The sequence below is a fragment of the Parendozoicomonas verongulae genome, assembly GCF_009711465.1.
In the GTDB taxonomy this organism is placed as follows: Bacteria; Pseudomonadota; Gammaproteobacteria; order Pseudomonadales; family Endozoicomonadaceae; genus Sansalvadorimonas; species Sansalvadorimonas verongulae.
This window is the reverse complement of record NZ_SMME01000591.1, coordinates 1-317: the sequence shown is the minus strand read 5'-3', so window position 1 is coordinate 317 and position 317 is coordinate 1. Positions and strand designations below refer to the sequence as shown.

Here is a 317-nt window from a genome sequence, read left to right as displayed (position 1 = left end):
AGCTGAGTTAAACGCGCTTATGACGAAGGTAACAAGTCAGTATCCGTGGGGCACGCACAAGGGCTACATCAGAGCAGCTTTCCGATCCCATGATGCTCTGGTTCTTGATAATAACGATTTGACGGCTATCGCACAGGAATTTATCAATGGACTGAAACTGGATACTGACAGTATCTCAGTACTCTAAGTACAGAGAATATATGAAACACATGCAGTCATGTAAGTAGCCGGACCATTGTTTTCGCATCGTGTTTGTCCTCAGCGATCAGGCCGGCCGGAAAGAAGGGAGGTGTGGAACCAAAAATGGCTTGTGCTGT

General features: G+C 46.7%; 1 protein-coding gene. It reads left to right on the top strand.

Annotated features, from left to right (window positions below; translation table 11 throughout):
- On the top strand, positions 1 to 187 hold a 187-nt coding region (locus E1189_RS01725), incomplete at its 5' end, for a hypothetical protein (protein ID WP_230459994.1).
- Positions 188 to 317: the final 130 nt, after the last annotated feature.